Source organism: Sorangium sp. So ce1504 (assembly GCF_051521635.1).
In the GTDB taxonomy this organism is placed as follows: Bacteria; Myxococcota_A; Polyangia; order Polyangiales; family Polyangiaceae; genus Sorangium; species Sorangium cellulosum_B.
Genome location: NZ_CP150365.1, coordinates 3,590,519 through 3,617,080 on the forward strand (window position 1 = coordinate 3,590,519; position 26,562 = coordinate 3,617,080).

The 26,562-nt window shown below is 70.5% G+C and carries 19 protein-coding genes; 1 reads left to right on the forward strand and 18 read right to left on the reverse strand.

Annotated elements, in window-relative coordinates; genetic code table 11:
* From WMF39_RS13705 to rpmH, 12 genes are all read right to left on the reverse strand, one after another.
* On the reverse strand, positions 1-2,808 hold the full coding sequence (locus WMF39_RS13705; RefSeq protein ID WP_437745959.1) for a TonB-dependent receptor domain-containing protein: 2,808 nt from the start codon (positions 2,806-2,808) through the stop codon (positions 1-3).
* 4 nt (positions 2,809-2,812) lie between these two features.
* On the reverse strand, positions 2,813-5,884 hold the full coding sequence (locus WMF39_RS13710; RefSeq protein ID WP_437745960.1) for an FHA domain-containing protein: 3,072 nt from the start codon (positions 5,882-5,884) through the stop codon (positions 2,813-2,815).
* A gap of 220 nt (positions 5,885-6,104) precedes the next feature.
* The gene (locus WMF39_RS13715; protein ID WP_437745961.1) at positions 6,105-6,242 is read right to left on the reverse strand and encodes a hypothetical protein; all 138 of its coding nucleotides are present in this window, start codon (positions 6,240-6,242) and stop codon (positions 6,105-6,107) included.
* Positions 6,243-6,451: 209 nt separating this feature from the next.
* On the reverse strand, positions 6,452-8,578 hold the full coding sequence (locus WMF39_RS13720; RefSeq protein WP_437745962.1) for a protein phosphatase 2C domain-containing protein: 2,127 nt from the start codon (positions 8,576-8,578) through the stop codon (positions 6,452-6,454).
* A 42-nt stretch (positions 8,579-8,620) separates the two neighbouring features.
* Positions 8,621-10,762 carry an FHA domain-containing protein gene (locus WMF39_RS13725; RefSeq protein WP_437745963.1) on the reverse strand — a complete coding sequence of 714 codons (2,142 nt, stop codon included), beginning with the start codon at positions 10,760-10,762 and terminating at the stop codon, positions 8,621-8,623.
* 228 nt (positions 10,763-10,990) lie between these two features.
* The gene (locus WMF39_RS13730) at positions 10,991-12,157 is read right to left on the reverse strand and encodes an FHA domain-containing protein (RefSeq protein ID WP_437745964.1); all 1,167 of its coding nucleotides are present in this window, start codon (positions 12,155-12,157) and stop codon (positions 10,991-10,993) included.
* A gap of 279 nt (positions 12,158-12,436) precedes the next feature.
* A complete protein-coding gene (rplS, locus tag WMF39_RS13735) occupies positions 12,437-12,790 on the reverse strand; it encodes a 50S ribosomal protein L19 (RefSeq protein WP_012235149.1) in 354 nt (117 codons plus the stop codon).
* Positions 12,791-13,125: 335 nt separating this feature from the next.
* Complete coding sequence (locus WMF39_RS13740) at positions 13,126-13,683, reverse strand: protein jag (RefSeq protein WP_437745965.1); 558 nt, start codon at positions 13,681-13,683, stop codon at positions 13,126-13,128.
* Positions 13,676-15,460 (reverse strand): membrane protein insertase YidC, encoded by a 1,785-nt coding sequence (gene yidC, locus WMF39_RS13745; protein ID WP_437745966.1) that lies wholly within the window; start codon positions 15,458-15,460, stop codon positions 13,676-13,678. The genes WMF39_RS13740 and yidC overlap by 8 nt, the downstream gene beginning before the upstream one ends.
* A gap of 156 nt (positions 15,461-15,616) precedes the next feature.
* Complete coding sequence (yidD, locus tag WMF39_RS13750) at positions 15,617-16,000, reverse strand: membrane protein insertion efficiency factor YidD (protein ID WP_276598071.1); 384 nt, start codon at positions 15,998-16,000, stop codon at positions 15,617-15,619.
* 71 nt (positions 16,001-16,071) lie between these two features.
* Entirely contained in the window at positions 16,072-16,653 is a 582-nt protein-coding gene (gene rnpA / locus WMF39_RS13755; RefSeq protein WP_437745967.1) for a ribonuclease P protein component, read from the reverse strand.
* Positions 16,654-16,663: 10 nt separating this feature from the next.
* Entirely contained in the window at positions 16,664-16,813 is a 150-nt protein-coding gene (rpmH, locus tag WMF39_RS13760) for a 50S ribosomal protein L34 (protein WP_012235155.1), read from the reverse strand.
* A 341-nt stretch (positions 16,814-17,154) separates the two neighbouring features.
* Between rpmH and WMF39_RS13765 the strand changes: the two genes are divergently transcribed.
* Positions 17,155-18,840, forward strand: coding sequence for an OmpA family protein (locus WMF39_RS13765; protein WP_437745968.1), 1,686 nt, complete (start codon positions 17,155-17,157; stop codon positions 18,838-18,840).
* Positions 18,841-19,118: 278 nt separating this feature from the next.
* On the opposite strand, the gene WMF39_RS13770 is transcribed toward WMF39_RS13765, so the two are convergent.
* Genes WMF39_RS13770 through WMF39_RS13795 form a run of 6 tightly spaced genes read right to left on the reverse strand, consistent with a single transcriptional unit; the run spans position 19,119 to position 26,524 of the window.
* Positions 19,119-21,269 carry a thioredoxin domain-containing protein gene (locus WMF39_RS13770; RefSeq protein ID WP_437745969.1) on the reverse strand — a complete coding sequence of 717 codons (2,151 nt, stop codon included), beginning with the start codon at positions 21,267-21,269 and terminating at the stop codon, positions 19,119-19,121.
* Positions 21,270-21,328: 59 nt separating this feature from the next.
* Positions 21,329-22,657 (reverse strand): beta-ketoacyl-[acyl-carrier-protein] synthase family protein, encoded by a 1,329-nt coding sequence (locus WMF39_RS13775; protein ID WP_437745970.1) that lies wholly within the window; start codon positions 22,655-22,657, stop codon positions 21,329-21,331.
* Positions 22,658-22,693: 36 nt separating this feature from the next.
* Positions 22,694-23,569 carry an acyl-ACP desaturase gene (locus tag WMF39_RS13780; protein ID WP_437745971.1) on the reverse strand — a complete coding sequence of 292 codons (876 nt, stop codon included), beginning with the start codon at positions 23,567-23,569 and terminating at the stop codon, positions 22,694-22,696.
* Complete coding sequence (locus tag WMF39_RS13785) at positions 23,566-23,817, reverse strand: acyl carrier protein (RefSeq protein WP_012235160.1); 252 nt, start codon at positions 23,815-23,817, stop codon at positions 23,566-23,568. The genes WMF39_RS13780 and WMF39_RS13785 overlap by 4 nt, the downstream gene beginning before the upstream one ends.
* A 3-nt stretch (positions 23,818-23,820) precedes the next feature.
* A complete protein-coding gene (locus tag WMF39_RS13790) occupies positions 23,821-24,705 on the reverse strand; it encodes a class I SAM-dependent methyltransferase (protein ID WP_437745972.1) in 885 nt (294 codons plus the stop codon).
* Entirely contained in the window at positions 24,692-26,524 is a 1,833-nt protein-coding gene (locus tag WMF39_RS13795; protein ID WP_437745973.1) for a fatty acyl-AMP ligase, read from the reverse strand. Before WMF39_RS13795 ends, WMF39_RS13790 begins: the two co-directional genes overlap by 14 nt.
* Positions 26,525-26,562 lie beyond the last annotated feature (38 nt).

Below are 26,562 nucleotides of genomic sequence, written 5' to 3' on the forward strand. Positions count from 1 at the left end.
TCAGAACTCTCCTCGCATCCCGAAGCTCGGCAGGATGGGCAGCCCCGTGACGTACTGTCGGGCTGTGTAGTTGTAGTTGTACTGAATCGCCTCGCTGTTCGCGTTGTTGTAGACGTTCTGCACGTCGAGGTAGGCCGAGAGCCGCCAGGTCTTGAACTTCCACGTCTTGTCCAGGCGCAGATCGAGCTGGTGGAACGCCGGGAGCCGCTCGCTGTTCGGGCCGGAGAACGGGATGGGCGTATACGTCCCGGTGGGCGCGTAGAAGAGCGCGTTGGTGCGGTACGGGTCGCAGCTCTGCTCGTTGACGTTGCACACGTTGGGCGTGACCAGGTTGCCGGAGACGAGGCGGAACCGGGCGCCGAACTCCCAGCCGTCGCCCAGGCGGTAGCTGCCGAGCACCGTCAGGATGTGGGTCTGATCGAACGGGACGAGCCGCTCCGGCTCGCCGGGCTCCGGCACCCGCGTGCTGCGGGACAGCGTGTACGCGGCCCAGCCGAAGAAGCGATCGTCGGGCTTGTACTTGAGCAGGAACTCGCCGCCGATGACCCTGCCCGAGCCGACGTTCTGGTAGTCGAGCTGGATCGACCCGGGTCGGTTCACGCCGACGACGAGCTCGTCGAGCTGCTTGTAGAACCCCTCCGCCGACGCCTCGATGTGCCGGGTCAGCTCCTGCTCGACGCCGGCCGCATAGTGCAGCGCGCGGGTCGACTTCAGGCCGGGGTTGCCGAGCGGCGGGATCACCTCCTGGAACTGCGGCGGCTGATGGAACACCCCGAGGCCGCCCTTCACCGTGGTCCGCGGGAACCCGGGGACGACGTCGAAGCGCCCGTTCACGCGCGGGCTCACGGTGAGCTGCTGGTTCAGGTCCTGGTAGTCGAGGCGCAGGCCCGGGACGATCTTCGCCCGAGGGGTCGGGGCGAGCTCGAGCTCGGCGTACGCAGCGGGGTAGAAGAACTCGCCGTCGCGCGAGACCTCCTGGAGGGTGCGCGTCGAGAACGGCTGGTTCGGCGGCTCGCCGGGGCGGTTCGGCCCGGGGGCGCGGAGGTTCACGGCGTAGAGGCCGGCGAAGACGTCGAGCCCCGCGTTGAACACCGTGCCCTTCGAGATGCGCCGCGCGTACTCGAGGCGGCCGGAGATCGTCTTGAGATCGAGCTGAAAATAGATCGGCCCGATCCCGAAATCGGCGTCGTCGCGCGCGATGGCGAGCACGCCGTCGAGCCGGTCCTTGTCGGTGAGCTCGTGATCGTAGCGGAGCTGGAGCCGCTGAAACGCCGTGTGCAGCCCGACGTTGCCGGAGAGGGCCGGCTCGTTGGGCGCCGGGTCGCTGAGCAGCAGCTCGAGGGCGTCGTCGGAGCCGAAGAACGTGAGGCGGACCCGCGCGGAGGGCGTGGGCTCGGTCTCGAGGAGGACCTGGTAGTCGTAATAGACCGGCGCCTGCGTTACGCCTGCGCCCGCGGCCTCGAGCACCGGGCCGAACGACTCGCCGATGTAGCTCCGCCGTCCCGCCACCATGAAGCGGGTGTTGTCGAGGAACGGCACGGGGCCCTCGAGCAGGACGCGCGCGTCGATGAGGTCCATCTGCGCCAGGCCGTGGAGCCTGCCGTCCTCCTTGGGGGAGCGGAGGGCGACGTCGACGATGCCGCCCTGCACCCGGCCGTACTTGGCGCTGAAGTTGCCGGGGTAGAAGTCGATCCGATCCAGCATCTCGGTCGGCACGACCGAGGAGAGGCCGCCGAAGTGGTAGATGAGCGGCACCTGCGTGCCGTCGACGAAGGTCTGCGTGTCCTGCGGGCCGGAGCCGCGGACGATGAGCAGCCCCGCGATGCTGGGCGGGCGGGCGACGCCCGGCAGGTTCTGCAGCGAGCGCAGGGCGTCGCCGTTCGTGCCGGGGATCCGGTTGATCTCGCGCTGCTCGATCGTGCGCTTCGTGACCTCGCGCGGCGGCCGCTTGCCGCGGACCGTGACCTCGAGGCCGTCGCCTTGCGGCAGGAGCCGGTACTTCACCTCGAGCTGCTCCCCGGGGGCGAGCGCCTCCTCGACGGAGAGCGGCTCGAAGCCGGGCGCCGCGATGGTCACCTGGTAGCGCCCCGGCGGCAGCGCGGCGAAGGCGAAGGCGCCGCCCTCGTCGGTGGTGAGCCCCGGCGGCGCGGCGAGCGTCGCTGCGCCCGCGCCCGCGCCCGCGACGCGCGCGACCGAGACGGTGGCGCCGGCGAGCGGGACGTCGCCCCCGCTGGCGAGCACGGTGCCGCGGAGGCTCTCGGCGGGCCTCGCGGGCTCGCCGGCGGCCGGCGGCGGCGAGGCCGTCTTCAGGGTGAACGAGTAGCGGTACAGGATGCGGGCCGGGGCGGGGGCCCCGTCCGCGCGGCGGGCGGGCTCGAACTCGAGCTTCTGGGCCGCGGCCAGCGCCGACTCATCGAACCCGTGCCCCGCGCTCTCGACGACGACGGCGTGCTTCACGCGCCCGTCGCGGTCGATGTCGAGCTGCAGGGTCACCGACGCTTCGCGCCCCTGTTTCTCGGCCTCCGGCGGGTACTCCGGGGGCGTGTAGTTGAGCGCCCGCGGCGGCGTCGCCTTCCCCGCCGGCGCGGCCGTGGAGGCAGGAGGCGTGACGATCGCGCCGCCCGGGCCTCGGGGCACGGCCGCCCCGCCCTCGGGCGCCTGCCCCTCCTGGCCTTGCTGTTGCGCCTGCGCCAGGCAGGGGGAGAGGGCGGCGAGCAGCGAGAGGAGCGCCGCGGCGGCCGGCCTGCGATCGCCGCGCGCGTGCCGGTCATCGATGCGGATGGAAGCGGCGGGCTCCTGCGTGGTCACGACGTCACACCGGGTCGCGCCGCTTCAGCACCGCGCAGAGCGTGACGAGGATGAGGAACGTCATGCCTGCGAGCACCGCATAGGGCATCCAGGTCTGATCGTACGTGGTGAAGCCCCACGCGCCCGCGTAGTTGTCGGCCGCCATCTGCGCGATGGCGCACTTGAACTTGCCGCCCTCGATGAAGTCCGCGGCGCTCGTGTCGGTGCGGTGCAGATCGATGACCCACGCTGGATCCTCCGCGGTCGCGAGCCGCTCCGGCGCGATCGCGCCCTCGAAGCCCCAGCGCGCCGGGATGATGTACATGAGCGGCCGGAGGTGCGGCACGGTCGTCATCGGCACCATGAGCCCCCCGAGGACGACCTGGGGGATGAGCGCGATCGGCGTGAGCGCCATCGCCGCCTCGGACGAGGCGACCACCGTGGAGAGGAGGAGCCCCATCGCGACGGCGCTGAGCGAGGTGGCGGTCAGCGCGGCGAGCTGCATGCCGAACGCCTGCATGCCGCCGTGGAAGCCGAGGGCGAAGAACACGATCGCGAGCAGGACGGTGCACTGGACGAGGCAGAAGCCGGCGAGCAGCAGGTACTTGGAGAGCACGTAGTTGACGAGCCCCAGGTTGACCATGCGCTCGCGGAGGTAGATGGCCCGCTCGCTGACGATCTCGCGCGCCGCGTTCGAGGTCCCGAACCAGACCGCGGCGACGACGAGGAAGAAGATCGCCGCGGTGTGGTCGGTGGTGACCTCCATGCCCTTGATGACGTCGGTGCTCTTGTCCGCGCCGCCGGCGCGGCGGCCGAGCTCCTGGAGCGCGCCGAGGCACCACGCCGGGATCGCCTTCTCCTGCCCGCCGAAGACGATCGCGAGCAGGATGCCGATGATCGGGGCCTGGAGGAGCATGATCAGGGTGCCGCCGATGTCGCGCTTCTTCACCTTGAAGTAGCGCGACAGGAGCAGACCGAGCTGCCCCTTGGTCGTGGCGCGCCCGGCCGGGATGCCGCGCTGCCCCTGGCCGGTGCCGATCTCGCGCCGGCCGGAGTACATCCGGCGGTACGTCGGGTTGCCGTCGCTGAAGAACTCCTTGCGCCACTCGATGGCGGCGAGCTTCCTGGCGTCGCCGCGCGACGCGTTCGGGTTCCGCGCGCGGAGCTGATCGAAGATGGGCCGCTCCCGGAGCGCGAGCATCTCGAACATGTCGCGCGGGTTATCGACGTCGTTCTGCTGGCCGTGCCGCTCCTTCCAGCTACCGAAGAAGCGGTACGCGTCGGGCCGGGTCGGCCCGAAGAACATCGGGATGCCGCCGTAGCCCAGGATGAGCGCGTGGCTGAACTTCTCGAACTCGTCCTTCGCCGGCTGGTGGATCGTCATGATGATCGTCTTGCCGGTGGCCTTCGTGAGGTCATGCAGCAGGCTGATCAGCGCGGTCGTGTCGTCGGCGGCGAGGCCCGAGGTCGGCTCGTCGAGGAAGAGGATGACCGGATCGGTGACGAGCTCGAGCGCGATGTTGACGCGCTTGCGCTGCCCGCCCGAGAGGATCTTGTTCTCGGGCTTGCCGATCTGGAGGTTCTTGACGCCCTCGAGGCCGAGATCCTTGATCGTCTGCTCGACGCGGGCGTCGATCTCGGCCTCGGTGTAGTCGGGCGGGAGGCGGAACTTCGCGCTGTAGCGGACGGCCTCGAAGACGGTGAGCTCCGGGTGGACGAGATCGTCCTGCGGCACGTAGCCGATGGAGCCGCGGAGCGTGTCGTAGATGTTGTAGAGGTCCTCGCCGTTGATGCGGACGACGCCGCTCGTCGGCGGCAGGTAGCCGTTCAGCGTGAGCAGGAGCGTCGTCTTGCCGGCGCCCGACGGCCCCATGAGCGCGATCATGTCGCCCGGCAGCGCCTTGAACGACACGTTGTCGAGCAGGGTCTTCTGCTCGTTCGGGTTGTCCCGGTCGGGGACCTGGAGGACGAGGCTCCACGCCTCGATCTCGTAGAGCGGGCGCCCTGCCCACCGATCGGCGGAGTACTCCTCCTGGACGACCTCGACGGCGCCCGCGCCCCCCATCTCGATCTGGAGGGGCATGGGCCCGATGTAGATCTTCTCGCCGCTCTGCACGGCGATCTTCTGGCCGGGCGCGATGCGGTTGCCGCGGACGTAGGTCCCGTTGGCGCTGCCGCTATCCTCGACGTAGAGCTGCCCGTTGATCGAGTGCAGGAGCGCGTGGTGGCTCGACACCTGGGGGTGGGCGAGCACGATGTCGTTGTCGGGCGTGCGGCCGATCTTCTTGACGTTCGAGCCGCCGCCGGAAAAGTCGAGCTGCCCGAGGACCGTCTTGTTCTTCCTCCCGGGCGCGCCGGCGGCGGGCACCGAGGACGCCGGTTGCGCGGGCTGCTGCGGCGGCGCGTAACCGCCGGCGACGCCTGGCGGCGCGTAACCCCCGGCGCCGGGCTGCTGCGGCGGCGCGTAGCCGGAAGCGGCAGGCTGCGGCGGCAGGACGCTCACCGCGGGCGGGGCGCCGGAGGCGGCCGGCAGCGCGGATTGCCGGGCGGCCTGCGCGAGCTGGACGAGCAGGCTGATCTGGACAGGGACGGGCCCGAAGGCGATGGCGCCTTGCGGATCGATGGGCGTCGGCGAGCCAGCGGCGATGCGCTGCGCGCCCACGTACGTGCCGCTCGTCGAGTTGTGGTCGATGACCATCATGCGATCGAGCGTGACGGTCGCGTGCTGGCTCGAGACGCTCGGGTGCTGGAGCACCAAGGAGGCGCGCCCGGGGTCTCGTCCGATCACGACCTGGCCGGGCGCGGGCGCGAGGCTCCCGGGCGACGCCAGCATCAGCGTGATGGCCGGATGGTTCAGCGGGACCGGCGTCTGCGCGACCACGAACTGGGTGCGGAAGTCGAACGGGACCTGCTCTCCCGGCGAGAGGGGCCGCCCGTTCGCCGACGCCGGCCCTTGCCCGCAGGAGAAGAGCAGCTTGCCACCCCCCTGGTTGACGATGCGCGCGTGCTCGGGCAGGACGCCGGGAGCGACGAGCACCACATCGCAGGTGGGGGCGCTGCCGATCGTGATGCTTGTTTTGCCTAGCCCCGGGATCATGCGGGCCGCGTTTCACCACAGGCCGTCGGGGAGGGCAAGGGAAGAGGCGCGTCCCGTGCGCCGCCTCTCGCCACGCTGGCGCGGTGCCGCTCGCGGGAGAGGAGCGCGCTTCTGCACGCGCGCGGCGATGGGCGCCGTTCGGCGAGAGGCTCTCGCCCGCTGGACGAACGGAGTGTCGGCGCGGAGCGTCGTGACTTCCGGGAACAGGTGGTTCAGCGGGTCACAGATCGAGCAGCATGAAGCCGGCGCGGGCCTCCTCGAGAGAGGGTGTACGGGTCGACTCCGGCACCTCTTCTTCCAGATCCTCAGGCGCGCCATCCATGTCGTCGCCGTGCTCGAGCTCTTGGTCGCCAAGCATGGAAGGACCTCCGGAAAGTTAGGCTAATCCGGAATCCGATCTTTCTTCAATCGCATTCCGCGAGCGGGGCCGTTGCGCGGTGGTCGTCTGAGTTGAGCGAGCCGAGCTCGGTCCTCGTTCTCGTTTCCGTCGCGGTTTCCGCTCATCCGTGCGGGGCGGTGGGTGGGGGGCGGCCTTTCCGCGCCTTTCCGCGCCTTTCCGCGCCGCGCTCAGCTGCCGAGGAGCTTCCAGAGCAGGAAGACGAACAGCACGAGGATCACGGCCGCGGCCGAGGCGATGAGGGCGATGTAGACGCCGCGCGTGGCGCGCACGGTGCTCGGCACGCTCGATGCCCCGGAGGACGAGACGGGTCCTGAGAAGCTCGGTGCTGGCGCGGGGCGCGGGCCGGTCGCGGCGTACGCGTGAGCATGCAGCGGCGCGGGCGCGAGGTGGGGGGGTGGGGCGGCGGCGACCGGGGGACCACCGGGCGCTGCTGGGTTGTGCCCCGGGAAGGCCACCGAAGGCGGCGGAACATCCTGCTCGGTCGCGTGAAGAGGCGCACCATAGGCGGCGCCGACGTGAGGCGGCGCACCGTACGCGGCGCCAGGATGGTGCGGCGTACCGTAGGGGACGCCAGGAGGGGGCGGCGCGCCGTAGGCGGCGCCAGGAGGGGGCGGTGCGCCGTGGGGGACGGCGGGGTGGGGCGGAGCGCCGTAAGCGGCGCCTGGGTGAAGCGGCGCTCCGAACGAACCAGGCTGATGGGGCGCGGCGCGGCCCATCGGAGACGGCGCAGGAGCGCTCAGGGGAAGGGGAGACAGCACGGCGGGCGCGTCGGGCGCGTTCGGGTAAGCCACCGGGGGATGGGCGCCTGGCACGGTTGGAGGCAGCGCCAGCGCGGAGTCCATCGGCGTGGGCGTCATGGCCGACCCGCCATCGGCCGCCGTGGGGCTCACGGCCTTCGCGCTGGGGGCAGCGGCAAGAGCCACGGGAGGCAGCTCGTCGGTGGCCGTGGGGCTCACGGCCGGCGCGCTGTCGACGGTGGTGGGGCGAAGCCCCGGCGCGCCAAGGGCAGCGCCCGGCGCGACGGCCGGCACGTTGTCGGTGGCTGTCGGCGCGACGGCCGGCACGTTGTCGGTGGCCGTCGGCGCGACGGCCGGCACGTTGTCGGAGCCCGTCGAGGCCGCGGTCGCCGCGGAGCGGGGGGACGCTGGACGCAGCCCCGGCGCGCCGGTGGAGCCCGCCGGGACCACGGTGACCGCGTCGCTGGTGGGCGCAGGGCGCGGCGTGTCGGGGGAGCCCGTCGGGACCACGGTGATCGCGTTGTTGATGGACGCCGGGTACGGCGCCGGCGCGTTTCCTGCGGCCGCCATGCCCGCCGCCGCGCCGCTCGCGGCCGCAGGAGCGCCATGGCCGTGGGGGAGCGGCGTGCTCGTGGCGTGCTGCTGGCCGATCGCCGCCGCCTCGGACCGGGTCATCGCGACGGTCTCCTGAGGGCGTGAAGCGCGCGCAGGATTGACGCCGTCGCCCGGGCCAGCCGTCCCAGGTGGCCCGTGCGCGATGGTCAGCGAGCGGCCGCCCGTCTCGAGCACCCGGACCATCTGGACGGTGATGTTGTCGTGACCGCCGCGGTGGTTCGCGAGCTGCACGAGCATCCGGCACGCGTGATCGACCGAGCCCGATGCGAGCGCTTGCCGCGTACACCCGAGGATGTCGCCGGGGAGCACGAGGTCGGTGAGCCCGTCGCTCGACTGGATCAGCACGTCTCCCGGGTAGAGCTCCATCGGCTCGGGTCGAACCTCGACCTCCACCTCCGGCCTCATCCCGAGCGCGCGCGTGATCTTGTTCGCGTCGGGGTGGCCGATCGCCTGCGCCTCCGTGAGCATGCCCGCGTCGATCATCCCCTGCACCATCGAGTGGTCGCGCGTGAGGGGGTAGATCTGGTGGCTCCGGATCACGTACGCGCGGCTGTCGCCGACGTGCGCGACATCGACGCCGCGCTCGTGGAGGACCATCGCGACGACGGTCGAGCCGGGCCGGACGCGGTTCTCCGGCGGCCCGCCCAGCTGGTAGACGCGGCGCCCCGCTTCCTCGATCGCGGCCTTGAGCGCCCCGCTCGGATCCACGGTGGCGGGCGTGCGCTCGATCATCTCGAAGATGGTCTGGATGGCGGTGCGGCTCGCCTCGCTGCCGCCATAGTGTCCGCCCATGCCGTCGCACAGGACGCACAGGTAACCGAACTTGGTCTCGGCGTAGCCGCAGGCATCCTCGTTGACCTGCTTGTTCGGGTCCCGACCAGCATCGCTGGCCTGGGCGAACTCGATCTTGAGGTGCGGGGAGGACTCGGTCGGGGGCATCATGGGGGGGCGTCGCTCGGGGCGCGAGAACGGGCCCCGGACACGCTACTCCAAACGGACGCTGAACTCGACGGGGCCGAACCGCAACGACGCGCCGGGTGGCACGAGCGTCCACACGGACGCGGCGATGCGCTGGCCGTTCACGTAGGTCCCGTTGTTGGAGTTCTCGTCCCGCACGAACAGCTGGCCGGCCTCGAGCTTCACGCTCGCATGGGTGCCGGAAACGCGCGGCTCCGACAGCGCGATCAGGCACGAGGCGCCGTCGCGCCCGGCGCGCACCTCGGCGCCGGGGTGCACGGTGAAGATGCCCGCCGGGCCCGAGAGCGTCGCCCGGCTGGCCCCGCCCATGGGAGGGCCCATCATCGGCCCGCCGCCATAGCCGAAGTCGCCCGGAGGCGGCGGCGCGGGCGCGTAGGGCGGAGGCGGCCCGCTCCCCGCCACGATGGGCCTCGGGGGCGCGGCCGCCACCGTGCCGCCGCGTCGCTTCCCGCCGCCGCGGAAGATGGAGACGAGGAGCAGCACGATGACGACCCCGCCGAAGGTCACGCCGCCGATGAGCAGGTACGGCAGCGGCGCCTCCTTCGCCTTCAGCGTGAGGATCTTGTCGGCCGTGACCGCGCTCGTCCGCCGCGCCTGGTTGTCGTAGACGATGAGGCGCGCCGTCATCTGGTCGCCCTTGCCGACGAGGAACTTGTCGGTGTCCGGGAGCTCGAACTCGACGACGCTGTCGCCGGCCGAGATCGCCTTGCCGCGCATCCCGCCCTCGATCAGCGTCCGCTGGGCCTTCTTCGCGTCCTCGAGGTTCCCGCCCTGCAGCGACTGCGGCGCGGCCTGGTTCTTCGGGACCATGTAGATCTCGGCCCGCTGCGCGTTGCCACCCCAGCAGAAGTTGCCGAAGATCTTGATCGTGCCGCCGGGATAGATCGGCGTCTTCTTCGCCGCGCGGTCGGTCGCGTCGCGGTCGATGTCGATCGGCCACGCGGTCGGATCGATGCCGACGGGGACGTTCTGGAAGGTGGCGTCGCCGGCGATCGGCGGATCCGTGTTGATGAAGGCGAGCTTGAACGTCTGCGTGATGCTCGGCGCGACGCACGAGACCCGCCACTTCACGATGTGCATCTTGTTGAAGCGGGTGCGGATCGCGTTGACGATGTTGGCCGCTCGCCGCTGCTGGCCGTCGCGCACCACGCTGAAGAAGCCGCCGATCTCGGTGTTCGCCATCCCTTCCATGAACTCGCGAGCGTTCGCCGTGAACTCCTCGACGAGCTGGCTCGGGAACCAGATCGAGATGACGGGCACCGGCGTCTTCGGCAGGACGTCGTTGTTCTCGGGGAACCGCCCCTTCGTCAGGTACTCGCGGAGGAGGTTCGACGCGGCGGCCGTCGAGCTGGGATCCGCGCCGGCGGAGCCGTTCGAGAGGACCACCATCGCCTGGTGCATCGGCACCTGGACGCCCTGACCTGCGTTGCCGAGCTCCTTGAACGCGTCGGTCGCGGCGTTCTTGATGATCGTGAAGAGCGGGCGCGTGCGGCCCTGCGTCGGGTAGGTGCGCGCGACGCCGGCGATCGCCTGCGCCGCCGCCTGCTTGTTGCTCACCCACTTCGAGTCCTCGACGATGCCGCGATCGTTGAAGAACATCACGTCGACGATGTCGTTCGGCTGCATCGCGTTGACGAACGCGCTCGCGACCGCCTTCGCCTCGTCGAAGCGGTTGCCCATGCTCGACGCGGCGTCGATCAGGATGAGCCACGCCGTCCCGACGCCCGGCTGACCGGCGCTGTCGCCCCACCGCGCCTTCGACTCGAACTTCGCCGGCAGATCCGTGCCGTCGACCGTGACGGAGAGGATCGCGTTCTTGTCCGGGAAGTCGAACGACGAGTAGAGCGCCGACGGCTGCTCGATCGCATCGGCGACGCAATCGAGGTTCGCGTTGCCCGTGAGCGCGGCGCAGTTGCGGGTGAGGTCGCTGAGGCGCTTGTTCTGCACGACCTCGAGCACGGTCGTGAGCACGGGCGAGCCGTCCACGGTGCTCGCGCGCGGGTCGATGCGGAGCACGTGCGCCTCGGGCGCGGCCTCGGCGCGGCGCTGTCCGGCGAGGAGTGCGAGGACAGCGGCTGCGAGCGCGAGGAGCCTCGCGCAGCGCAGGGCCTTGCCCTCGCGCCTGCCGCGACGGGCGGAGGCGCTCATGGAGTGGATCGGGCGAGTCGCGTCATGAGAGGGAGTCATGCGTGGGGATCTCCAGCGGGCGCGAGGGAGCAGAGGAGCGCTCTCTGCGCGAGCGGGGCGGCCGCCGCGCGCTGGCGACGGCTATCCGGTTGGTTTTCACGCAGCCTGGCCGGGGCGCCAGGTGCCGGTCGAACGTCGCGGGGGAAGGGGGCCAGGCTCGGCAACGCCTCTCCTCGTGCGATGGGCCCGTCAGGCCCGCGCCGACACGCTGAGCAGGATGACGCTGAACCCGCCGAAGCGGATCTTGTCGCCATCGCGCAGCTCGCGTCGGCCCTGGAAGCCGATCGCCTCCTCGTTGTGGAACGTCCCGTTGGTGGAGCCGAGGTCGGCGAGGACGAGCCGACCGCCGTCGATCTCGACCGTTGCGTGATGCGTCGACGTCGTCCCGTGCGCTATCTCGATGTCGACCTTCTGCCCTGTCTCGGCGCGGCCGACGATGTTCTTGCCTTGCCAGAGCGGCCAGAACCTGCCGAGCGCGTCGTCCTGGAAGCTGACGAGGAAGCCGGCGAGGGTGCGGCGGCTCTCCTGCCCCGCGGCCCTCGGCGGCGCCGGCGTCGGCGGGCGCACCGCGGGAGGAGGCGGGATGTACGCGGGCGGCGGGCCCGGCGGGGCGATGTTCTGCTGTGGCTGCGGCGGCTCGCCGTAGGCTCCGCTGCCGCTCGCCTGCGGCATCGGCGGTGGCGCGGATGCCCCTTGCTGGTTGGGCGCGTAGGCCGTCTGGTTGAAGGGATCGCCGCTCATCTGGATGCCGTCGAGGGCGATCGGGTGGCCTCCCTCCATGCAGAACGAGCCGCCCGCCGGGATCGCGTGCCCCTGCACGCAGCGCGCGCCCTGCGGCTGCGGGGGCGGACCGAACCCGGGCTGCGGGGGCGGGCCGAAGCCGGGCCGCGGGAGCGGAGGGCCGGGGTAGCTGCCCTGCTGCTCCGGAAAGCTCGGGGCCGAGCCATAGCCGCCGCCCGGCGCGCCGTAGATCGGCGGCTCCGGCGGGAACGGCGGAGGTTTCAGCGGTACCGGAGGAGGCGGCTGGGGCGCCCCGTAACCACCAGGCTGCGGCCCGAAGGGCGGAGGCGGACCGAAGCCGGCCGGGCCGCCCTCGGGCGCCGGCGGGAACCCGGGAGGCGAGCCTGGAGGAGCCCCGAAAGGCGCCGGCGGGGGCGGACCAAAACCGCCGCTCGGCGAGCCATAGTTCGGGGGAGGCTCGGGGGGCGCCCCGAAGCCCGGAGCAGGAAACGGCGGAGGAGGCGGCGGCGGAGGAGCCCCGAACGCTCCAGGCCCGGACGGGGTGAGCGGCGAGGCGCACACAGCGCAGAATTTATCGGCGGGGGTCGCGGGCGCACCGCAACGCGGACAGAGCATGGTGATCCTTCTCGGGTTTCGCGGCGCTGGGGCACCGCCGCCGCGAGCATACCGTGGCCGCTCGGCCGAGGATCAAGGAAGAAGTATGCGGGAACCCTTGCTACAGGCCGGCAACGCGGTGCGTGCGCGCGCATGCAGGCGTCATCGCCCAGCGCGCAGCTGCTTCCGCGCTGTGCCATGGATGCCTGCGCGCGCGATCGAACCAGGGAGCCGGCTGTCCCCCTGGCAATCTGCTCTGCGGGAGCGCTCTCCTCGCGGCCGGGGCGCCGGCCGGCGGGATCAATCCTTTGCGTCGCGGACGCGAGCGGCCTTGCCTGCCAGGTTGCGCAGGTAGAAGAGCCGCGAACGGCGGACCACGCCACGCGAGACGATCTCGACCTTGTCGATGCGGGGGCTGTGGAGGAGGAACATGCGCTCGACGCCGACCGTGAAGCTCACCTTGCGCACGGTGAAGGTGCTCCGGACCCCGGCGCGGTGGCGCTTCAGAACGACACCCTGGAACACCTGGATGCGCTCCTTCTCGCCCTCGACGATCCGGTAGTGGACGCGCACCGTATCGCCGACCCGGAAATCCGGGATCCCCTCGCGGAACAGGGGAGCTTCGATCTTCGCGAGGATGTTCGAGGTCTGCATGGTCGGTCAATCCTTCAAAGGGTCGGGGATCCGTCTTCGCGGTCCCGTGCCCGTGCTCAAGGGGGCTGGGCCGCCGCCGTTCGTGGACTGCGTCCGGCGGAGCGGGGGCCGCGCGCGGCCCTCGTGCTTCACGCGATGAACGCAGATGGAACCCGGTTGCGGTTCCGGGAGAACATGGGCGCGAGCGCGTGCCCGCGCACCTCCCCGGGGGGTACCGGAGAGGTGCGGCATTATGCATGCGGGCGATCCGGTGTCAACGCCGGCAGCGGCGCAGTCGCTCTTGATGCGCGCGTCTGGTGCGCGTTTGGTGCGCGCGTCGTGCCGGGCCTTCTGCCTCAGCGGCGAACGGGGATGATCTGCACGCGGCGGGCCTCTCCCTCGCCGTCGCTCTTGGTGACGACGCCCGGGAACTTCGCCAGCGCCAGGTGGACGACGCGGCGGTCCTGCGGGTTCATCGGCTCGAAGGTGATGATCTTGCCCTCCTCGACCGCCTGCTTGCCCAGCCTGCGCGCCATGGAAGAGAGCGTGTCCTCGCGCCGCTGCCGGTAGCCCTCGGCGTCGATGATCACATGACGCCGCTTCTTGCCCGGCCGGTTGATCACGCGGTTGGCGAGGAACTGCAGCGCCGAGAGCGTCTGCCCCTTCTTGCCGATCACGCGGCCCGCGTCCTTCCCCTCGATCTCGAGCCGGATCTCCTCGGGCGGATCCTCCTCCTCGTTCTCGAGGAGGTCGACGGTGCAGTCCATGCCCATCGCCGCGAGCACATCGATGACGAAGTCGAGCGCGACGTCGGCGCGCCCGTCCTCCTCGAACTCGGCCGCGTCGTCAGCGCCCTGCGCCTCGGCATCGACATCCGCTGCGTCGATTCCCCTTTCGGCAACTTCACTATCCACGGACACGTGCTTTTCCCTTTCCGAGAGCAGGGGCCGACTTGTCGTCGTCGCCCGGAGTCTTCTTCATCGCGGATTGGGGCTCCGCGCTCGCGATCTCTCGCACCTGGATGCCGCCGGCCCGTTCGTTCTTCGCCTTCAGGTAGCGCTCGACGAGCACCTGCTGCCCGATGCCGAGCCAGGTGTTCGTCAACATGTAAACGCCGAGGCCGGCCGGGAGGAAGAGCATCATCGCGGTGAAGATGCCGGGCATCAGGTACATCATCATCTTCTGCTGCGCCGGGTCGCCCTGCGGGGGCATGAGCTTCTGCTGGATGAAGCTCGAGCCGCCGAGGACGATGGGAATGATGAAGTACTTTCCCGGGGCCGACAGGTCCGGAATCACGGGGCCGAACGGGGTGTGGTAGAGCTCCACCGCGGTCTGGAGCGCGGTGTAGAGGGCGAACCATACCGGCATCTGGAGCAGCATCGGGAAGCAGCCGACGACCGGGTTCGCGACCTTGTTCTTGCGCCAGAGCTCCTGCATCGCGAGGCCGCGCTGGGCGGCGTCGTCCTTGTACCTCGCGTTGATCTCATCCATCTCCGGCTTGAGCTTGCGCATCGCCGCGGCGCTCTTGATCTGCTGGATGCTCAGCGGGAAGAGCAGGAGCCGGACCGTGATGGTGAGCAGGACGATGGCCCAGCCCCAGCTGCCCACGGCGCCGTGGAGGACATAGAGGTACGAAACGAGGAGCTTCGCGATCGGCGAGAACCAGCCGAGGTTGATGACCTCGCTCGCCCCGTGGTCGACGGCGGCGAGCAGCTCGCGCTCCTTCGGCCCGGTGAAGGACAGGAGCTTGTAGGTCACCGCGCCGCCGGGCGCGAGCTCGTGCTCCGGATAGGCGAGCCGCGCGCGATAGACGTGCCCGTAGCTCGGGTCCTTGCCCTTGTCCTGGAACTTCGATGAATCCCAGACGTCCTCGATCTGCGTCTCGGCCGTGGGCTGCCCTGGCCCTTCCAGCGGGATCGCGATCTTGCTGAAGTAGCTGCTCGATACGGCGGCGAACCGCGCATTGCCCGGCGTGCGCCGCCAGCGCTCGGCGGTGAACTCCGGGTCCTTGAAGTCGCCGGGCTCGAAGGCGTCGGGGAGCTGGCGCTCGGTCTTCTGGTCGGTCGCGGCGACCGTCTCGGTGATCCACTCCGAGATCAGGCCGAGATGGCCCTCCGTCTCCTTCTGGGTCCGCCACGCGGTCTGCTCGACGGCGAGCCGGTGCTTGCGCGGCTCCTGCGCGAGGTTCTCGACCGTCATCTGCACCGAGAGCTCGAAGGGGCGCCCCGTGGCCGCGACGATCTTGGTGAGCCTCGTCGCGTCGTCGGCGTAGGTGAACGTGCAGCTCTTGCCGTCCTGCGCCGAGAGCTTCCAGTCGAGGTCGTCGAACGGCACCTGCTGCGCGCTGCCGCCGGGCAGGTGCAGGTCCGTCCTGAGAGGCATCCGCGACTCGAGCGAGGTCGTGACCAGGTCCATCGGCCTGCGCTCGCCGTTCCCCGTCGTGTATTTCGGGTCCGTCATCCAGAGGTGCCGGAGCGACCCGCCTCGCGTGGACAGCTCAGCCTTGAAGCGATCTCCGTCGATGGCGCACGTCTCTTCGGGGGCGCGTTCTGCGGGGGCCGTGCTGTCCTTGACGTCGAGCGGCTGGAGCTGCGGCGCGCCCTCACCGAAGAGGAGCGGCTTGCCGAACTGGAAAAACAGGATGATGGCGAGGCCGAGGAACAGCCATTTGGCGATATTGCTGCGTTCCATGAAGTCCTTCGTCGATCCCAGGATCTCGAGCCGCGCCCTTCGCTGCGGGCGTCTCGTGACGCCTCACGAGGCTGCCCAGGGTCGCTTCGTGCGGGCTTCGCTCCGCGGCGTGTCGGGCGCCGTGCCGCAGGGGGCCTTGTCGATGGCCGAGGGGGATTAGTCCATGAGGGTGACCCGGCCGCTGAAGCCCGCTCGACAAGGGGATGAGGCGTGCGAGGCGAGCTCCGCGCCAGTAGACGAACAGCGTGTCGTATCCCGCGGGTCAGCGTCCCGTTGACGCGGCATCCGAGCAGCCGCGGCACGGCGAAGACGAGGTGGTGGCGGAGGGTCGAACCCGCCTGGATGAAACGGGTGACACCTACACAGTCGCTTGAGCGAAAGCAAGCTCCCCCGGAGCGCCCCGTGGTCCACGATGCAGGCGGCGGCGTAGCGCGAGCAGGAGGGCTCGAACCGACAGACCGGGCCCATCAACGCCACGATGAGCCTGGAGAGCGTCATCTGGTAGGCGCGGATCAGCGCGAGGAGGAGCGTCGCCAGCATGCGGTGAGCCGTGAGAGAGCGAGGAGCTTGGGGCCCAGCGCACCACGGCGCAAGGTATGCCGCGCTATCTTCTAGCTGTCGGTCGGGTCGGTCGGGTCGGTCGGGTCGGTCGGGTCGGTCGGGCCAGTCTGGTCTGGCGCGGGCGCTGGTGGATCGCTTGCGCTGCGCTCGGCCATGACCTCCGTTCGCGCGCGTGGCGCGGCGGTGAGCGCCTCCTTCGCCCGGCGGCGGAGCACCGGAACCACGCCACGAAGCTCCGCGAGGACGTCATCGAGGCCGAGCGAGCCGGCGCCAGTGCGGAGGATCACCACGATGTCGACGCGCTCCGGGAAGAGCTCCGGGAATCTCCGGAACGCCTCCCTGAGCAGGCGCTTCGCGCGGTTGCGCGCCACAGCGCCGCCCACCTTGCGCGAGGCGACGAGGCCCAGGCGAGGCGCCCTGGATGGGACAGGCGCGGCAGCGCTCTTCGTGCCGCGGGGGACCCCGCCGTGAGCAGCGCCCTCGGTGGGGGCCGCGACGAGGAACAGCAGGTGGCGGGTGCTGACGCGATGACCACCGTTCTGGATGCGGACGAATTCTGCCCGCCTGCGAATGCGGCGCTCGCGCGGGAACGAGGAGGAGGACGCCGACGAGCGCGGTTGCGCTGGCGCCATCACCGCCGCGTTACTTCTTGTAGATGGTGGGCGCGAGCCGGGCGCGGCCCTTGCGGCGGCGGTTGTTGATGACTTTGCGACCGCCGGCGGTCGCCATACGCGCACGGAAGCCGTGGGTCCGGGCGCGGCGGGTGTTATGGGGCTGGTAGGTGCGCTTCATGGCTGGTGGTCCCTCGGTCTGGACCGCGAACGGCGGCATCCTGGCCGCACGTCAAGCGGGCGCGCAAGAAAGCACGGCATTTGGCCCAGGTCAACAGCAGACGACGTGGTGACGCGCGGTTACGCGCGGTTACGCGCCTTGCCCGGGTTCGCCGTTCTCTCTCACCTTTCTAGAGGCCTGGGTTAGCGTGTAGCCTCCGATCGACCGCAACGGTCGTTCAAGAGCGGGTCACAGGAGGGAATTTGACGCGCACCGGAGGACATGAGGGGGAAAAGCAGCACGCGCCCGCACGGGGCGTCAAGCGACGCGCGCTGGCGGCTGCTGCGGCGGGAGCCTTGTTCTTGAGCGCGCTCCCTGTGAGCGCGCAGACGAGAACGTTCTACCTGGACCGGCTCTACATGGCCGGCGCTCCCGACGACTCGATCGCGCTCTGGCGACCGCAGGTGGCGCCGGAGACGCGCTTCTTCGGGCAGTTCGGGCTCGGCCTCGGCCTCAATCCCTTCCGGGTCGAGAACATGCTGAATGACGACCAGGCCGCGGGGCGGTTCAGCAGGGAACACGGCTCGCCGGTGTCCTCGCAGCTCATCGGCTACTTCAACGGGGGCGTCGAGCTGCTCGACCGCTTCTCGTTCCAGGTGGGGCTGCCGATCATCGCCCTCCAGACGAGCAACCCGACGAACGACCCGAGCGTCGCCGGCGCAGAGGACGCGGCGAGCCCGGCGACCGCCGCGCTCATGGACATCCGGCTCGACGGGCGGGCGATCCTGTACCGCACCGAGGATCGCTTCTTCAAGCTGGGCGCCAACGCGACGGCATGGGTGCCGACCGGCAGCAAGCTCTCGTTCTCGGGCGACAACGCCGCGAGCGCGATGATCGGGCTCTCGGGTGAGATCGATCTCAAGTCGATGTTCTTCGTCCTGAACACCGGGGTGCACTTCCGTCCGTACTCATCGCTCAACGACTTCGCCGTGACGAACGAGTGGAGGTGGGGGATCGGCGGCTTCCTCCCGCTGCGGAACGGGGCGCTGCGGCTCGGCGCGCAGATCTTCGGATCGACGGGCCTCGGCCGCGGCACGACGTTCAGCGGCGACAACACGCCGCTGGAGTGGATGGCCGAGGGGCGGCTCGCGCTCGATCAGCGGAAGAAGGGGTGGCTCGGGGTCGGCGCCGGAACGCGGCTGTCGGGCGGCTACGCGCCGGATTTCCGGATGGTCGCGGTCGTCGGCTACTCGTTCGGCATCAAGGATGTCGAGCCCGCGTCTCCCGGCAGGCGCTTCCAGGCGGTCCCGCCGCGCGCCGCGGATACGGACAAGGACGGGCTCCCGGACGACATCGATCTCTGCCCGACCGATCCCGAGGACGGCAAGCCGCCGAACGCCGACGACGGCTGCCCGGCGCTGCCCGATCGAGACGGCGACGGCATCCCCGACACCAGCGACAAGTGCCCGGATCAGCCCGAGGATTTCGACAAGATCAACGACGCCGACGGCTGCCCGGAGGACGACGCCGACGAGGACAGCATCGCGGATGCGAAGGACGCCTGCCCCAAGGAACCGGGCCAGCCGAGCCCCGAGCCGACGAAGAACGGCTGCCCGCAGTTCATCCGTCGCATCACGGGGTCGAGCGAGATCCAGATCCTGAAGCAGGTGCAGTTCGCGACCGGCAGCGCGAGGATCCTGCAGAACAGCTACAGCATCCTGGACGAGGTCGTCCGGCTCTTGAAGGTGAACCCCGAGATCACGCTCGTCGCGATCGAGGGCCACACCGACAACCGGGGCTCGGACCAGCTCAACGAGAAGCTCTCGAACGATCGCGCTCACTCGGTCAGGACGTACCTGATCGAGCGGGGCGGCATCGATCCCGCCCGGCTCACGGCGGCGGGCTTTGGTCCGAAGCGGCCGATCGACGACAACAACACCGAGGCTGGGCGCCAGAAGAACCGGCGCGTCGAGTTCCACATCCGCGAGAGCAACACGGGCGGGAACAAGGCTGGCGGCGACAAGGGTGGCGGTACCGTCACGCCGTAGGTGGCCCATCCGGACGGCGCGCGCGGGAGCCCTGCTGTGCATGGTGCTCTCGCCGGCGTGCCGCCCTGAGCAGGGCACGCCATACCGCTGCAGCTGCACCTTCGTCACGGACTTCGACGACGACTCGAGGCTCGACGTGGAGGTCTGCGCTCCGAGCGACGCCCGCGCCGAAGGCGTCGGACGTGGATGCGCGCAGACCCACGCGCCGGGCCCGGTGTCCGGATGCACCTGCGGAGGCGCCCCGGATCGCGGCCCGTGCGAGCTCAACGCGTGCCGCGTTACGCCAGCAGCGCCTTGAGGTCGGCCGCCGTCGTGACGGGCGCCGAGCACGTCCGCCCGCGACATGCGTAGGCGACCGCCCCGTCAGGGCGCGCGGGCTTGCCCTCGGCGACGACCTTCACCGCCGCGGCGCTCTCCGGCCGAGCTGGATCCACGAGCACGATCGCCCGGTTCGGCAGGTACGCCTTGAACGCCTCGCGCGCGAGCTCGGCCGCCGACGCCGAGCCCGCCTCGCCGACCACCACGACCGTCACTGCACCGCGCGTCAGGCGGTCGAGAACGCACACGGTCTGGCCGAGACCGAACGAGTTCTCGAGCGCCGTCGGCGCGAGGACGTCCAGCTGCCGCTCTGCCGGTGAGAGGTAACGCTCGTCGGCGATCTCGGAGAGGCGCAGGCAGAGGAGCGCCGCCATCGAGGCGGCCGAGGGCGCCGCCTGGTCGTAGATGTCCTGCGTGCGCGCGATCAGCGCGTCGCCGTCGTCCGGCGTGAAGAAGAACCCGGGCGCGGCCTCGTCCCAGTGGTGCGCGATCATCGCGTCGGCGATCGCGCGCGCGACGTCGACGTAGCGCGGGTCGGAGGTGGCCTCGTACAGGTCGAGGGCCGCGTTCCCGAGGTACGCCTGGTCGTCGAGGAACCCTGGCCGGACGTCGCCCACGGCCGCCCCGGAGCCGCCTCGCTCGCTCTTCGCGCCTGCAGGCGCGCCGTCCTTGAGATAACGGCCGACGCGGCCGCCGCGGATGAGCTTCCGATCGAGCAGCGCGAACGCGCGCGCCGCGGCGTCGACCCAGGCGGGCTCGTCCAGCGCGCGCCCGGCGTCGGCGAGCGCCCCGATGAGCAGCCCGTTCCAGCTCGCGAGCACCTTGTCGTCGCGCGCCGGCCGAGGCCTCGCGTCGCGCGCCGCGAGCATCGCGACCCTGGCGCGCGCGAGCGCATCGCGGCACCGATCGAGGTGGGTCGCGGAGCCACCTCCCGCGCCGTCGTCGATGACCGCCGCGGCCTGCTCGAGCGTGCGGTGCTGCGAGAGCACCGTCGCGCCGCTGTCCTCGAAGTTGCCCTCCTCGCTGATGCCGAAGACGAGGCGGGCCACGTCGTACGCGAGCTGATCCTCGCCGACGGCGTCGCGGAGCTGATCGAGCGTCCACACGAAGAACTTGCCCTCGCGCCCCTCCGAGTCGGCGTCCTGCGACGCGTAGAAGCCGCCCTTCGGGTCGCGCATCTCGGCGAACAGGTAGCCGACGATCTCGCGCGCCGTCTCGGCGTAGATCGGCTTCTTGAACGCGCGGAACCCGTCGGCGTAGAGGCGCAGGAGCAGCGCGTTGTCGTAGAGCATCTTCTCGAAGTGGGGCACGAGCCAGCGCTCGTCCGTCGAGTAGCGGTGGAAGCCGCCGCGCAGGTGATCCCAGATGCCGCCGTCCCGCATCCTGTCCAGCGTGAGCTCGACGCCCTCCGCCGCGACGCGATCGCCCTCCAGCACGCCGCGGCGGAGCAGCACGTCGAGCGCCATCGTGTTCGGGAACTTCGGCCGCGATCCGATGCCGCCGTGGCGGGGGTCGAGGCGCGCGAGCAGCTGCCGCGACGCGCGCCGGAGCAGATCGGACGATGCGGGCGCGACGACGCCTGCAGCGCGCGCCGGCGCGCGCTGAGCGCGCTCGATGGCATCGGTGATCTCCTGCGCCTGCTGCTCGACGTCGTCGCGCCGGTTCCTGAAGGCGTCGGCGATCTTGTCGAGCACCTTCGGGAAGCCGGGCATGCCGAGCGCGTCCTTCGGCGGGAAGTACGTGCCCGCGAAGAAGGGGCGCTGATCCGGGGTGAGGAACACCGTCAGCGGCCAGCCGCCGCTCCGGCCCATGAGCTGCACGACGAGCTGGTAGATGTGGTCGAGATCGGGCCGCTCTTCCCGGTCGACCTTGATGTTCACGAAGAGGTCGTTCATGTGCCGGGCGATCGCCTCGTCCTCGAACGACTCGCGCTCCATCACGTGGCACCAGTGGCAGGCGGCGTAGCCGATGGACAGGAGGATCGGCTTGTCCTCTCGGCGAGCGAGATCGAGGGCCTCGGCGCCCCACGGGTACCACGCGACCGGGTTGTGCGCGTGCTGCAGGAGGTACGGCGACGACTCGCTCGCGAGCCTGTTCTTGTGGGCTGCCATGGGCCCCACGTAGAGCCGGGCGCGGGGGGCCGCCAGCCGTCCCGCGACGGTCGCCGGCGCTACGCCCGCTCCAGCACCAGCGCGCAGTTGTGCCCGCCGAAGCCCGCCGAGCACTTCACCGCGTGACGCAGATCGACCGCCCGCCGCTCCCTCACGACGTCCAGGGAGCACTCCGGATCGAGCTCATCCACGTTGATCGACGGGTGCAGCAGCTGGTCGCGCAGCGAGCACACGACCGCGATCGTCTCGACGGCGCCGGCGCCGCCGAGCAGGTGCCCGATCATCGACTTGGTCGCCGAGATCGGGATGCGCGCGAGGCGCTCGCCAAAGACGCGCCGCAGCGCGAGCACCTCGGCGGCGTCGCCCTGCGGCGTCGAGGTCGCGTGCGGGTTGATGTAGCCGATCGCCTCCGGCGCCGTGCCCGCCCTGGCGAGGGCGCGCTCCACCGCGAGCGCGAGCCCGAGCCCCCCCGAGTGCGGCCGCGTGAGGTGCTCCGCGTCCGTGGTCATCCCGAAGCCGGCCACGACGGCGAGCGGCTTCGCGCCGCGCGCGAGCGCGTGCTGCTCCTCCTCGAGCACGAGCGCGCCTGCTCCCTCGCCCATCACGAAGCCCTGGCGGCGCCGGTCGAACGGGCGGCTCGCGCGCGTCGGGTCGCCGTCGACGGCCCTGGCGAGCGCCTTCGCATTGCCGAACCCCGCGACGGTGTTGAGCCGCGTCGCGGCCTCGGCGCCCCCCGCGACCATCACGTCGGCCTCGCCCGCCTCGATCATGAGGGCCGAGGTCGCGATCGAGTGCGTGCCCGTCGCGCACGCGCTCGCGAGGTTGTACGACGGCCCCATGAGCCCGTATCGCATGGAGATGAGCGCCGCCGCGCCGTTCGGCATGACCCCCGGGATGAAGTAGGGCGACACGGCCCGCGGCCCGCGCGCCGCGCTCCTGCCGACCTGCTCTTCAAAGATCTCGACCGACCCCATGCCCGTGGACATCAGGCACCCGACGCGGGTCCGGTCGATGCCGCTCGCCGGCGCTGCGGCGGCGAGCGGCGGCGCGCCCTGTGCCCGCGCGCCCGCGCGCTCCGCCGCCTCGTCCTCCGCGCCAGAGGCGCGCTCGATCGGCACGATGCCGGCCTCGCGCAGCGCCTCCACCGCGGCCGCGAGGCTGAAGTGGGTCACGCGGCCATAGATCTCCGCCTCCTTGGGCGACAGGTACCTCCCGACATCGAACCCCTTCACGCTGGCTGCGATGTCGCTGCGGAGCCTGTCGACGGGGAAATCGCGGATGTAGTCCACGCCGGATCTGCCGGCGAGGAGGTTTTGCCAGGTGGTCGCGACGTCGTTGCCCAGCGGGCAAACGGCTCCGATCCCGGTCACGACGACGCGCCTTCGCATCGGACTGCTCTTGCTCGTTGGAGGGAGGTGGAAGGTTCAGGCGGACAGCGCCTGGGGCGCAGTGTTGTCCAGGTTGGGAGCGCTTGCGAGGCCCTCGATCGAGGGGTCACGGCGCTCACCGCCGCGGCGAAGATCGAGCGCGGTGCGCTGGGCGGCAAGCATCTCGTGCCGGTTCACGCCGAGGTACTTGAGGATCGGCATGTAGACCTTCTGGATGAACACGTTCCGGTCGACGCCGGCCTCGCGCATCTTCAGGATGCGCGAGTCGTAGTCGGGGACGATCCCGACGCCCGGCATCTCGAAGTTCGCGAACACGTGCGCCATGTCCGTGAGCGTCCCCGGCCGGTCCTCCTCGAGCAGCACCTTGATGACGCTCTGGTAGAAGCGGCAATGGGCGATCTCGTCGCGGGCGATGTAGTCGTAGATCGTCCGCAGGCACTCGTCGCCCTCCGTCGCGGCCCGCTCCCGGTGCTTCACGTAGATGACGAACGTCGCCATCTCCTGCACGCAGCCGTAGAACGTCATCTGCCGCGGCGTGTGGAACGGGAGGTCCCACTTCTTCGCGAAGATCTTGTGCTGCAGATCGCTGAGCTGCTCCTCCGTGCGCTTGCCGGAGCGCAGGAGGTACTGCATCAGCGTGAGCGAGTGCTTCGACTCTTCATAGGCCCAGTTGGCCTGGAACCACGCCTGGCCGAAATACTTCCGCACGAGGTTGATGCCGTTCGCCACGTAGTCGGGCAGGTACATCTCGACCGAGCAGAAGGTCTCCGCGCACAGGGCGAGCTCCTCGCTCGCGTCCTTGTTCACGCGCTCCCACGGGATGTCCTGGAAGACGTTCCAGCGGCGCTCGCGCTCCGCCTTCTCGAAGAACGTCATGTACTCCTGGAAGATCTTCTCCTCCAGCTGGCTCATACGGTCGCCTCCAGCCGCTCTCCGACCTTCTTGCAGAGGTCGCCCACGGTGATGAGCTCGACCAGATCCTCGTCCGGAATCATGATCCCGAGCTCGGTCTCCATCTCTCCCACGATCTGCATCATCGAGAGCGAGTCGATGCCGAGCTCCGTGATCACAGACGTCGCGGTGACATTGGGGAACTCGCGCTTGTCCACCCGGGCGGCAACCGTCTTGAAAATCTCGAGCAGATTGGTCTTGTCCGTCATGGTTCAGTCGATCCTGCGAAGCTCGTATTGAGCGAGGGAGCTGTAGTGCTTGTCGAACGCGTTCACGCACGTCGACAGGTAACGATCGTAGTCGTCGAAGACCTTGTCCCCCCACGTCGACCGGATGGTCTTCTCGTTCAGCCGGAGCCGGCGGAGCCACTCCGCGGTGGTGCGCTGGTAGTGCTCGCGCCGCGTGTTCACCTGCATGACCTCCCAGTAGGGGTTCGCCGCCTGGATGATGTCCTCGAGCCGAGGGTTCAGGCCGCCGGGGAAGATCTCCTTCGTGACGAAGTAGATGTCCTCCAGCTCGTTCCTCGTGCCGGCGGGGAGCCCGCCCCAGGGCGTCATCCGCGGCGTCCGGTTGCGGAGGATGGTCTGGAGGCCGAACCAGGCGCCCTTGTTCGTGAGCTCCCAGGCCTTCTTGAAGTAAGCCCGATAGATGTCGATCGCCTTGCCCTGGCGCGCCTCCTCCGGCGAGCACAGGTGATCGATCATGCAGATCGAGATGAGGCTGTCGAACCGCTCGGCCGTCGCGAAGGTCCGGAAGTCGCCGCCGACCACCTCGACGCCGGGGATCTTGCGGGCGTTCACCTCGGCGGCCTGCGCGGTGGACAGGGTGACGCCGACCGCGCGCGTCACGCCGCGCGCCGTCGCCACGTACTCGAGCGCCGCGCCCCAGCCGCAGCCGATGTCGAGCACCTTCCTCCCGGGCCCCGCCTTGGCGAAGTCCGACAGGATCCGGAGCTTGTTCAGCTGCGCGGCCTCTAGCGACTGCTCGGGGGACTCGTAGACGGCGCAGGTGTAGTTCATGCGCTCGTCGAGCCAGAGCCTGAAGAACTCGTTCGAGACGTCGTAGCTGACCTCGACCTCGGCCTTACTGGATCCCATCGATGACTCCTTCGACACGTGCCGGGGCGCCGCCCGCGCGACCCCCTTCGGTTCGCGACGCCGGTCCGCTCGCGCGGATCGCGTCGCCATGGGGAGAGGGCGTCGCGCCCTCGTCAATATCCGAGGCGACCTCGAGCTCGCCGGCCTCGAAGCGCCGCTTCATCTCGCGGCGCCGCACCTTGCCGCTCGACGTCTTCGCCAGCGTCCCCCGCTTGATCAGCGCGACCTCGGACAGCTGCACGCCGAGCTGGGCACGCACGGCCTGGGTGATCGCCTGCGCGACGCCGGCCACGCTCCGCTTGGCCTCGGCGACGACGATCGCGCGCTCGGCCCCCTCGGCGGTGAGGCACGAGAACGCGACGCAGTGGCCGTCGCGCACCCCCTCGACGGAGGACGCGATGCGCTCGATGTCCTGGGGGAAGTAGTTCTTGCCGCCCAGGATGATGAGGTCCTTGGAGCGACCGCACAGGTACACTTCGCCGGCGACGGTATAGCCGAGATCGCCTGTCCGCAGCCAGCCCCCTCCGAACGCCGCCTCGGTCGCCTCTGGCTCGTTGAAGTAGCCGGCGGCGACGCTCGGGCCGCGCACCCAGATCTCCCCGACCTCACGCGGGCCGAGCGGCGATCCGTCAGGGCCCGCGATGATGAGCTCGTGGCAGGGGAGGGGGCGACCGCAGGAGACGAGCTCCAGCGACGCGCCGCCGTTCGTGGGCCACGCCTTGCCGGCCTGCATCGCCTTCGCGTCCACGCGATCGGTGGTGAGCGGGGCCTTGAGGTCGCTGAACGTGATCGCCAGCGTGGCCTCGGCCATGCCGTACGAGGGAAGGATGCTCTCCGGGCGGAGCCCCCGCTCGCTGAAGCGGCGGAGGAACGCGCGGAGCACGTCGGCCTGGATCGGCTCGGCGCCGCACCCGAGCGCGCGCACGCAGGAGAGGTCCCAGCTGCCCGCCTGCGCGTCGGTGACGGCGCGCGTGGCGAGGGCGAAGGCGAAGTTCGGGGCAAAGGTGATCGTGCCGCGGAACCTGTGGATCGCGTCGAGCCAGAGGGACGGGCGGCGGATGAACGCCGTCGTCGGCAGGAACATCACCGGCACGAGCGCGTAGAGCGGCGCGATGACGAAGCCGATGAGCCCCATGTCGTGGTAGAGGGGCAGCCAGCTGACGCCGCGATCTTCCGGCGTGGAGCGCAGCCCGTCGAACATGATGGCGTGGCTGTTCACCGTCAGGTTGCGGTGGGTCACCATCACGCCCTTCGGCCGCGAGGTGCTCCCCGACGTGAACTGCAGGAACGCGAGGTCGTCGAGGGACACGCGCCAGGGCTCGGCCGCGTGCGGTGCGTCGGATGCGTCGAACGCGTCCAACCCATCGCGCGCGCGCAGGTCGCGCTCGAGGACGACGCGCAGGCCTGGCAGGGCCTCACGGCTCTCTCCGTTCGCCGCGAGGTAGGCGTCGATCATCTCCTTGAGCTGCTCGTTCGTGACGAGCACGCTGGCGCCTGACGCCTCGAGGATGTGCTGCACCGTCTCGCCGTACGCCTCGAGCTTGGCCAGCGACTGCGGCGGGTACATCGGGACGGCGACGATGCCTGCCGTCAGCGCGCCCACGAAGGTCAGGACGAACTCGTCGGCCTCCGTCAGGATCAGCGCGACGCGGTCGCCCTTGCGGAGCCCGAGCTTGCGAAGGGCGTAGGCCCGGCGCCTCGCCTCGACCCAGAGCTCGGCGTAGCTGATCGCTCGCTCCTCCCCGGAGCTGCGAACGAACGTGACTGCGCGGTCGGCGTGCACCGAATTCTGCTGAAGGACTTCGACGAACGTGCGCATAGGCTCTCTGGCGGCTCAGGTCGGCCGGACGTCGTGAT